Origin of the sequence: Microcella sp., from assembly GCF_030645145.1 — a bacterium.
In the GTDB taxonomy this organism is placed as follows: domain Bacteria; phylum Actinomycetota; class Actinomycetes; order Actinomycetales; family Microbacteriaceae; genus Microcella.
In genome coordinates this window covers 29,708-39,329 of the sequence record NZ_JAUSMI010000091.1, presented here as the reverse complement: position 1 = coordinate 39,329, position 9,622 = coordinate 29,708, and the positions used below count along the sequence as shown (strand labels likewise).

Sequence of the window (9,622 nt, the reverse complement as noted above, 5' to 3'; positions counted from 1 at the left end):
GCAGCATCCGCATCCCCGCCGCCGCGTGCGGGCTCGTGGGCCTCAAGCCGTCCCGCGGCCGGCTTCCCGCGGGAAGCGGGCTCGATCGCCTCGCCGGCCTCGTCGTGCCCGGCCCGATCGCGCGAACGGTGGCGGATGCCGCGCTCATGCTCGATGCGCTCGTCGCGGCCGCCCCCTGGGAGTTCGCGACGCGCGCGCCGAGCCCGCACGACGGCCCGTTCCTCGGTGCGGCGGTGCGCGGGGAGGGCAGGTTCCAGCTCGGCTTCATGACGACATCACCGTGGGACGCCTGGGCGGACATCCGCATCGCTCCCGAGGCCGGAGCGGTGCTCGACGAGGCGATCGGCGAGCTCGCCGCCCTTGGGCACGGCGTCGAGGAGCTCGCGCTCGACCCCGAGCCCGACTACGGCACGCACTTCCGCACGATCTGGATGGCGGGCGCGTCCGGGATCCCCGCGCGCACCGATGACGAGCTCGCCCTCCTCGAGCCGCTCACCGCGTGGCTCGTCGAGCGGGGCCGGGCCCTGCCCGCCGAGCGGCTCGTCGAGGCGCTCGCGTGGCTGACGAGCTTCGAGCGCCGCGTCATCCGCCGCTTCTCGAGCGTCGATGTCGTCCTCACGCCCGCGGTCGCGATGACGCCGCGCCCGCTCGGCTGGTACGACGCGGCGGATGCCGAGCGCAACTTCGAGCAGCAGGTCCAGTACACGCCGTGGACGAGCTTCGTCAACGTGAGCGGACTCCCCGCCCTCACCCTGCCCGTCGGCCTCACGCCGAGCGGCTCGAGCGAGCCCGGGCTGCCCATGGGCATCCAGCTGATCGGCCGGCCGGGCGGCGAGGCCGACCTGCTCGCTCTCGGCGCGCAGTGGGAGCGCCGGCGCCGCACGCGCCTGCACCCGCCCCAGTGGTGATCGGGCCGCAGTGGTGATCGGGCGGCGCGACGTCGGCGAGGCGCGTCAGCGCTCCACGGCCGCCGGCACGTCGATGCGGCGCGCGATCGCCTGCCACAGCTCGTCGGCGAGGCGCGCGTCGCCCGCGCTCGGGTGCGTGGCGCCGAGCGGGTCGAGACCGTCGAAGTAGGTGCCGTTGGGCACGCCGAGCTCGGGGGTGTCGACGAGATGCACGAGGGGCGCGGCACCCGCCTCGGGCGAGATCTGCATCGAGCCGGTCACGAGCTGCAGGAGGCGGGCGGTGCGAGACTCCGCGCCGAAGCCGCTGCGGACGTACCCCGGGTGGAACGCGTACGCCTCGAGGCCCGTGCGCGCGACGAGCGAGCGCGCGTAGAGGATCGTCGCGAGCTTGCTCGCACCGTAGGCCCGCCAGCCGGCCCCGTAGCGGCGATCGACGAAGTCGAGATCGTCGAGGCGCAGCCCGCCGAGCCGATTGAGCACGCTCGAGGTGAGCACGATGCGGCCGGTGTCGCGCGCGGCGCTCAGTCGCGGGGCGAGCAGCTCGGTGAGGAGGGCCGCGGCGAGCACGTTCCGCTGCAGCGTCGTCTCGTTGCCGTCGACCGTCGTCGAGCGGCGGCTCACGATGCCGCCGGCGTTGTTGACGAGCGCGTCGATCCGCGGGAATCGCGCGAGCAGGTCGTCCGCGAGCGCGCGCACCTGGTCGAGGTCGTCGAAATCGGCGATGAAGGGGATGCCCCCCGCGCGCGCGGCGACCGCCGCCGTCCGCTCCGCGTCGCGGCCCACGACCGCGACCTGCCAGTCGCGGCGCGCGAGCTCGACGACCGCGGCGGCGCCGAGGCCCGAGCTCGCTCCCGTGACGACGACCGTGCGCATCAGACGTACCCGCCCGACTTCAGGCCCGCGTCGATCTCGAAGCGGTTGCGCAGCGGGTCGCGCCCCGCGGCGAGGTAGAGGGGGATCATCGCGAGGCCGTACCGGCGCCACTGGGCGCGGTGCGCGGCCTCGTGCTCGAGAACGCTCGTGCTCAGCGCGTCGCGCGTGAGGTAGACGGCGCCGAGCGTCGTGCCTCCGCGCCCGAAGGCCCAGCGGGGCAGGCCGGCGCACACGATGACGCCCCCGCGGCGCTCGACGCGGAAGCCGCTGAGGACGGCCCCCCAGACGAGCGCGAGGGCGGAGACGAGAGCGTAGCCGGGGAGCGCCACGACGGGATGGAGGCCCAGCCGGCGCAGCCACCGTACGCGTCCGAGCGCACCGACGACGCGCGCGGCGCGACTCGGCGCCGTGCCGACGGTGCGGGGCCGGTCGACGGGCATGTGCCATTCCTAGCAGGTGCTCGTGACGCGGCGGGGAGGTCGTCCCGGTTGGGGAGTCAGCCGCGCCGCTGTGCGCGGTCGGTCTCGAGCAGCCGCAGCCAGATCTCGCTCATCGTCGGGTACGACGGCACGGCGTGCTGCAGCCGGCTGACCGGCACCTCGCCGACGATCGCGATCGTCGCGGCGTGCACGAGCTCGGCGACATCGTCGCCCACGGCCGTGAAGCCGATCACCACATCGCGCTCGTCGTCGATGACCAGCCGCGCGCGGCCCCGGTACCCGTCCGCATGCAGGCTCGCGCCCGCGACGTGCCCGAGCTCGTAGTCGGCGACGCGCACGGCGAGCCCGCGCTCGGCGGCACCCGCGGCGGTCAGCCCCACCGAGGCGACCTCGGGCGAGGTGAACGCGACCGATGGCACCGCGTCGTGATCGGCGGTCGCGACGTACGGCCCCCACGCGGTGTCGTCGACCTGCTCGCCGCGCGCGCGGGCGGCGATCACGTCGCCCGCGGCGCGCGCCTGGTACTTGCCCTGGTGCGTCAGGAGCGCGCGATGGTTCACGTCGCCGACCGCGTACAGCCAGTCGTGGCCCTCGACCCGGAGGGTGTCGTCGACGCGCAGCCACTCGCCGGCCGCGAGTCCGATCGTCTCGAGGCCGAGCCGGTCGGTGCGCGGGCGGCGGCCCGTCGCCACGAGCACCTCGTCGGCCTCGATCGGGGCGGCATCGCCCTCGAGCGCGATCGACACCGTGCCGTCGGCGGCCCGGTCGACGCGCGCGGGCGAGGCGCCCGCCAGCACCGTCACCCCGTCGTCGCGCAGCCGCTCGGTCACGAGCTCGCTCGCGAACTCCTCGAGATTCGACAGCAGTCGGCCGCGGCTGAGCAGGGTCACGCGCGAGCCCAGACCCGCGTACGCCGTCGCCATCTCGCAGCCGACCACGCCGCCGCCGATGATCGCGAGCCGCTCGGGCACGTGCTCCGCGCTCGTCGCCTCCCGCGAGGCCCACGGCGCCGACTCGGCGAGGCCCGGGATGCCCGGGATCGCCGCGTCCGACCCCGTGCAGATCGCGACGGCGCTGCGGGCGATCACGACCCGCTCGGCGCCGTCGGGCGCCGTCACGACGACCCGCTTCGCGCCGTCGAGCCTCGCTTCGCCCCGCACGAGCGCGATGCCCGCGCTCTCGAGCCAGCGCACCTGCCCCGCGTCGTCCCAGTGGCTCGCGACGGCGTCGCGTCGCGCGAGCACGGCGGCGACGTCGAGCGGCCCAGAGACCGCCTCCCGCGCCCCGGGGACGGCGCGTGCGGCGCGCAGCGCCGAGACCGAGCGCACGAGCGCCTTCGACGGCATGCACGCCCAGTACGAGCACTCGCCGCCCACGAGCTCGCTCTCGATGATGACCGCGGTCAGCCCGCCCTGCACCGCGCGATCGGCGACGTTCTCGCCGACGGCGCCGGCGCCGATGACGATGAGGTCGTACTCCTCCTCGGTCGGCGCGCTCGTCGCGGCCGTGGTCGTGAGGGGGCGGGGCGGCTGGGTCATGGTGCGGCTCCTATCGGCCGACGAAGCGGGGGGTCTCGCGACGGAGGAAGGCCTCCATGCCGATGCGGGCATCCTCGGTCTGCATCAGGCGGACGAGCTCGCCCTGCAGGCGGGCGGCCGCGGCTCCCGGGCCCTCGGCGACGGCGAGGCGGGCGTTCTCGAGGGTCGCCTGGACGGCGAGCGGCGCCTGGACGGAGATGCGGTGCGCGAGCTCGACGGCCCGGGCGAGCTGCTCGCCCGGCTCGACGATCTCGGACACGATGCCCATGCGCGCGGCGTCGACGGCGTCGAAGCGGTCGCCCGTGAGCATCCAGCGCATCGCGTTGCTCCAGCCGGCGACGGCGGGGAAGCGGAGAGTCGCGCCGCCGAACGGGAGGATCGCGCGCGCGACCTCGAGCTGCGAGAACGAGGTGTCGCTCGCGGCGACGACGACGTCGCTCGCGAGGGCGAGCTCGATGCCGAGGGTGAGGCACGTGCCCTGCACCGCGAGGACGACGGGCTTGCGCACGCGCGGACCCTGCACGCCCCAGGGGTCGAGGCCGCCCTCGGGCACCATCGCGAGGCCCTCAGGGCCCACGCGCGGGGCGATGTCGCCGAGGTCGAGCCCGCCGGTGAAGTGGTCGCCGTGGGCGAAGACGACGCCGACGCGGGCTTCCTCGTCACGGTCGAGCTCGCCGTACGCGAGCGCGAGCTGCTGGAGCATCGCGAGGTCGGCGGCGTTGCGCTTGTCGACGCGATCGAGGCCGATGAGGAGCAGGTGGCCGTCGCGCTCGATCGTGACGCGGCGCGGCGCGCCGGTCGTGCCGTCGGCGGAGGATGCGGGAGAGTCGGACATGCGCGCCACTCTAGCCATCGGCGCCGTGCTCGCGAGGGGTCGCTCGACAGCGCCCACCGCCCGCATCAGGCCGCCGGCGGAGCTTCCGTCCGGCGAGCTGGTGCCGCATCGGCGGCGGGGGCCGGCCTCGTGAGCGCCGAGATCACGCGCAGGATGCTCGGCAGGTCGTCGCCCGCGTCCTCCGCGCTCGCGGGGGCGAACTCGGTGACGCCCGCTCCCGAGAGCGGGAGGGCGGCGCGCGCCGCCCCGATCGCGGCGACGAGCTCGGAGACGGTCGTGCCGAACGGCGTCGGGAACCCGACCCCGCCGAACTCCGCCGGATCGATGACGTCGAGGTCGACGTGGATGTAGAGCTCGGTGGCGCCCTCGGCCGCACGCTCGGCGACCGCGGCGCCGACATCGCCGATCGGGACGTGCGCGATCCCGAGCGACTCGGCCGCGTGCTCCTCGGCGGGGTCGAGGTCGCGCGCGCCGACGAGGAGGACGTCGGCGGGGGCGACGAGCCCGTGGTCGATGATCGAGCGCAGCACCATGCCGTGGAAGGCGCCGGACGGGGAGCTCGTGGGCGTGTTGAGGTCGGCATGAGCGTCGGCCCAGACGAGGACGGTGCGACCCGCTCGCGCGACGTGCTCGACCGCCGCGAGCTCGACCCCGCAGTCGCCGCCGATCGTGATCGCCGTCCCGTCGATCGCGGCGAGCGCGGCCGTCTGCCGCTCGCGCACGATCCTCAGTGAGCTCCAGCGATGGATGCCCGTCTGCTCGGCGTCACCGGCCTCGAGCGGCACCTCGATGACCGTCGTCGCGCTCGCGGGCAGGTCGCCGCGGATCGCCTCCGCCCCGTCGACGAGGCGCATCGCGCGCTCGGCGCCCGAGCCCTGCCACTGGGGGACCACCACGAAATGCGCTGCCATGGGGTCAGTCTGTCACTCGAGCCGGACGGAAGGGGAGGGCCGCAAGACCCGAGAGCGCGGCCTCGAGGGGGCCGCGCCGCCCGAGCGCCTCGCACGCGAGACCGATGGCGACCCCCGCGACCGAGAGCACGATGAGGATGCCCCATCCCACGACGCCCTCGAAGCGACCCGCGCCGCCGAGCGGCGAGAGCGCCGCGATCACGAGCACGTGGCCGACGTAGACGGTGAGCGCGACGCGGCCGAGGGCGCGCAGCGGCTCGAGGACGAGCCGGAGCGCCGTCGCTCCCCGGCCCGCCCCGCGCCCGATGCGCGCCGGACCCACGGGGTCGAGCGCGATCAGCAGGAGTCCGAGCACGGCCGCCGCGAGTCCGCCCGAGCCGAGCAGCTCGGCGATCGTGCCGGAGTGCGCCTCGGCGGTGACGTCGTCGAGGCCGAGGCCCGCGCCGGTCGGGATCCGTGGGAGGAGCGCCCCCGCGCCGTAGCCCGCGACGCTCGCGGTCGCCCCGCCGAGCACGAGCGCGAGACGGACGCGCCGCCGTGCGAGCCCGGAGCGCGCGGCGAGGAGCCCGACGGCGAGGACCGGCACCCACAGCAGGGCGGGGTACCACCCCGTGAGCAGGTAGTCGACGACCGTCGCGGCCGGCTCCTGCTCGGGAGCCCCCGCGCGCACGACCGCGTCCCGCAGCGCGGGCGCGACGACGAGCACCGTCGCCGCGACGAGCGCGAGCCCCCAGCGCGGCAGGAACAGCAGCGGGACCATGAGCAGGAACATCACGCCGTAGTAGTCGAGGATGACCGCGATGCCGTGCGGCAGGAGCCACAGGAGGATGCCCGCGGCCAGGAGCGCCAGGGCGCGGATGACGAGGCGCAGCCGTGGCTCGGAGCGCGCGCCGGCGGGAGGCGGAGCATCCTGGCCCGTCATGAGGCCGAGCGCGACGCCCGCGACGAGCGCGAACAGCAGGGAGGGGCGGCCGTCGACGACGAGCTCCTCGGCGCCGAGCCCGCCCGGGCGGGGAACCGTGTGGGCCGCGATCATGCCGAGCACCGCGAGACCGCGCGCGGCATCGACCCCCGCCCAGCGCGGACGGGGGTCGATGGCGGTGCGGTCGGTGTCGGTGCGGTCGGCGGCGATCAGCGGCGTCAGCCCTCGATCGCCGAGGGCGAGGGCGAGGTCGAGCCGGACGACCCGAGCTTGAGGGCGGCCAGGCGCGCCTCGATCTCGGCGGACTCGCTCGCGTCGTCGAGGCTCTCGAACTGCGCGTCGAGGCTCGAGGCGGCGAGCTCCTGCTGGCCCATGACGCGGGCCTCCTCGCGGCGGACCTTCTCCTCGAAGCGGCCGAGCTCGCTCGTCGGGTCGAGGATGTCGATGCTCTTCACGGCGTCGAGAACCTGCGACTGCGCGTCGGCGATCTTCGACCGCGCCACGAGCTCGTCGCGCTTGGATGCGAGCTCGCCGAGCTTGCCGCGCATCTGCTCGAGGCCCGTCTTGAGCTTCGCGACGATCTCGGTCTGCGCGGCGATCGTCGGCTCGACCCCCTTCGCCTCGTTCTCGGCGGCGAGCTGGCGGCCGAGGGCGACCTTCGCGAGGGTGTCGAACCGGTCGGCATCGGCGGTGTTCCCGCTCGTGCGCAGCTCGTCGGCCTTCGCGCTCGCGGCCGCGGCCTTGCGGCCCCAGTCCTGCGCGGCGGCGACGTCCTCCGCGTGGTCCTGCTCGAGCAGGCGCAGGTTGCCGATCGTCTGCGCGATCGCGGCCTCGGCCTCCTGGATGCTCGAGGAGTAGTCGCGCACCATCTGGTCGAGCATCGTCTGCGGGTCCTCCGCCGCATCGAGGAGGGCGTTGATGTTCGCCCGGGCGAGCTGGGCGATGCGGCCGAAGATCGATTGCTTCGTCATTCTCGTGCTGCCTTTCTGTCGGGGATGCCCGTGATCGAGCGATCGGGGCCGTGTGCGTCGTGAGGGGTGCTGCTCAGAATCGTCCGCCCCCGCTGCGCCGCCCGCTCGAGCGCGAGCCGCCGCTGAAGCCGCCGCCGCCGGAGCGCCGGGAGGAGCCGAACGTGGGGGAGCCGCCGCCGAAGCCGCCGGGGAAGCCTCCGCCCCCGAAGCCTCCGCCGCCGAACCCGCCTCGTGAGCCACCGCCGCTCAGCAGGCCGCCGATGAGCCCGCCGATGATGGCCTCGCCGAGCCCGCCGCCCGACCGTCCGCCGCCGAGGAGCCCGCCGGGGAAGCCCGGGAGCCCGACCGGTGCGCCGCCGCTCATGGTGGATGACACGTCGGCCTCCGCCTGACGAAGGGCCTGGCCGGCGAGCTCGGCGGCGCGCTGCGCCGCCTGAACGGCCTGCTCGGGCTGGTCGACGGGGGCGCGCAGAGCCGCGTCGAGCTGCGCCTGCGCCTCCGCGAGGGCGGAGCGCGCGGTCGCGCCGACGCCGCCGCGGTGCGCGGCGATGTACTCGGCGGTGCTCAGGATGCGACTGCGGGCGGCGGCGAGGCTGCGATCGAGCGCGGCGGCCGCGGCCTGTCGGCGCTCACCCACCGCTCGCGCGGTCGCGAGCGCCTCGTCGAGACGTCGGTCGGCGAGGACGAGGGCCTGAAGGGCGTCGACGGGGTCGGCCTCTCCTCCTTCGCTCGCCCGGAGGGCGCGCTCCGCGCTCGCGGCGGCCGCGCTCACGGTCGCCTCGGCGGGGAGAGCCGCCGCGGCCTGCAGGCCCGAGCGGAGGTCGGCGCGCTGGGCGACGAGACTCGACCGCGCCTCGGCGAGCTCGTTGGCGAGCCGGTCGACGGCGTCGAGGGAGCCTCCGAGCTGGGAGGCCGCGAGCTGGCCCGAGCGCACGGCCACGGCCGCCTCGCCCGTCGCGCCCGCGGTCGACTTCGCCTCGGCGTCGAGGATCTCCTCGCGAACGAGGGCGAGCAGTCGAGCGGCCTGCGCCGGAGTGTCGGCGATCGCCGCGATCGCGTCCGGGGCGTACTCGGCCCGCAGTCGATCGAGGGTCGCCGCGGCGGCCACCGTTCGGGCCTCGAGGTCGACCTCGGCCGACCGGAGGGCGCCGAGAGCGTCGGGCAGCGACTGCTCGACGTCGCGGAGCGCGTCGAACGCCTCCTCCTGCTCCTCGAGCAGGTCATCCGCTTCGTCGAGGAGAGCGCCGATGCGCTCGAGCGTCGCGCGGCGAGCGGGCTCGGGGTCGGGCTGGGCGTCGTCGAGGGTGCGCCGCAGGCGGAAGGCCTCCGCGACGCGCTCGCGAGCGCCGTCGAGCGCGGTGCGGAACCCGGCGACCGTCTCTCCGCCGAACTGCGCCTCGGCGAACCCCAGCTCCTGCTCGCTCGTGGTGAGCGCATCGTCGAGCTGCACGAGACGTCGAGCCGCGGTGCGATCGAGCTCCTCGACGCTCGGGGCGGGCGGGCCCGCGACCTCGCCGGGGCCTCCGCCTGCCGCACCGCGGGAGCGGCGTCGAGCGCGCATGACGATCCACACAAGGAGCGCGATGACGGCGAGCCCCGCGATGATCGCGACGAGCGGGATGCCGCCGCCTCCGGCATCCCCGCCCTCGGCGTCGTCGCCCGTCGGGCCCTCGTCGCTCGAGCCGCCCGGGCCGCTCATGGCCAGCGCGTCGGCGTACGCGACGATCGCGTCGGCGAAGCGGTCGTCGCGCAGTGCGGGCACGAGGCGGTCGACCTCGGCGCGCTCGGCGACCGCGCCGTCGACCGGCCAGTCCGGGCCGTAGGAGAAGGCGTACGCGCGCTCGTCGACCGAGATCGCCAGGAGGGTGTCGCGGTCGCCGAGGGAGGAGAGCACGGCCGATTGCTCGGCCCAGTCGAAGCTGTCGGCGGCGCCTTCGAAGCGATCGGTCACGACGACGAAAAGGCCGGCTCCGGTCTCGTCGAAGAGCTCGTCGAGCGCGCGCTCGACGCGAGCGGTCTCACCGCCGAGGGCCCCCGCGGAGTCGAGGACGTAGGCGCCGTCGAGATCGAGAGGCTCGGATGCCGCGGCCGGCTGCGCGAGAGCGATCGACAGGGCGGTTCCCGCGATCGCGCTCACCGCCAGTGCTGTGAGCGGCGACCGCCTGCGCGACCCGTCGACCACGCTCATGAATGCCCTCCGACTCGCCGTCACCGCCCCGGTCGC

At 75.5% G+C, this 9,622-nt stretch carries 9 protein-coding genes; 1 reads left to right on the top strand and 8 read right to left on the bottom strand.

All coding sequences use genetic code 11. The annotated features are described in order from the left end of the window. The coding region (locus tag Q7T15_RS06245; protein WP_304694377.1) for an amidase at positions 1–908 on the top strand (908 nt) is incomplete at its 5' end. Positions 909–953: 45 nt separating this feature from the next. On the opposite strand, the gene Q7T15_RS06240 is transcribed toward Q7T15_RS06245, so the two are convergent. The 8 genes from Q7T15_RS06240 to Q7T15_RS06205 form a co-directional block, all read right to left on the bottom strand. Continuing rightward, the gene (locus Q7T15_RS06240; RefSeq protein ID WP_304694375.1) at positions 954–1,781 is read right to left on the bottom strand and encodes an SDR family NAD(P)-dependent oxidoreductase; all 828 of its coding nucleotides are present in this window, start codon (positions 1,779–1,781) and stop codon (positions 954–956) included. Continuing rightward, positions 1,781–2,221 carry a hypothetical protein gene (locus tag Q7T15_RS06235; protein ID WP_304694374.1) on the bottom strand — a complete coding sequence of 147 codons (441 nt, stop codon included), beginning with the start codon at positions 2,219–2,221 and terminating at the stop codon, positions 1,781–1,783. The genes Q7T15_RS06240 and Q7T15_RS06235 overlap by 1 nt, the downstream gene beginning before the upstream one ends. Positions 2,222–2,277: 56 nt before the next feature. Then, the gene (locus Q7T15_RS06230) at positions 2,278–3,759 is read right to left on the bottom strand and encodes an NAD(P)/FAD-dependent oxidoreductase (RefSeq protein ID WP_304694372.1); all 1,482 of its coding nucleotides are present in this window, start codon (positions 3,757–3,759) and stop codon (positions 2,278–2,280) included. A 10-nt stretch (positions 3,760–3,769) separates the two neighbouring features. Beyond that, complete coding sequence (locus Q7T15_RS06225) at positions 3,770–4,594, bottom strand: crotonase/enoyl-CoA hydratase family protein (RefSeq protein ID WP_304694370.1); 825 nt, start codon at positions 4,592–4,594, stop codon at positions 3,770–3,772. Positions 4,595–4,659: 65 nt separating this feature from the next. Further along, positions 4,660–5,505, bottom strand: coding sequence for an arginase family protein (locus tag Q7T15_RS06220; protein ID WP_304694368.1), 846 nt, complete (start codon positions 5,503–5,505; stop codon positions 4,660–4,662). 4 nt (positions 5,506–5,509) lie between these two features. After that, the gene (locus Q7T15_RS06215; protein WP_304694381.1) at positions 5,510–6,601 is read right to left on the bottom strand and encodes a heparan-alpha-glucosaminide N-acetyltransferase domain-containing protein; all 1,092 of its coding nucleotides are present in this window, start codon (positions 6,599–6,601) and stop codon (positions 5,510–5,512) included. 44 nt (positions 6,602–6,645) lie between these two features. Beyond that, positions 6,646–7,398, bottom strand: a complete 753-nt coding sequence (locus Q7T15_RS06210; protein WP_304694366.1) for a PspA/IM30 family protein — start codon at positions 7,396–7,398, stop codon at positions 6,646–6,648. Between the two features lie 73 nt (positions 7,399–7,471). Continuing rightward, a complete protein-coding gene (locus tag Q7T15_RS06205; RefSeq protein WP_304694364.1) occupies positions 7,472–9,586 on the bottom strand; it encodes a TPM domain-containing protein in 2,115 nt (704 codons plus the stop codon). Positions 9,587–9,622: the final 36 nt, after the last annotated feature.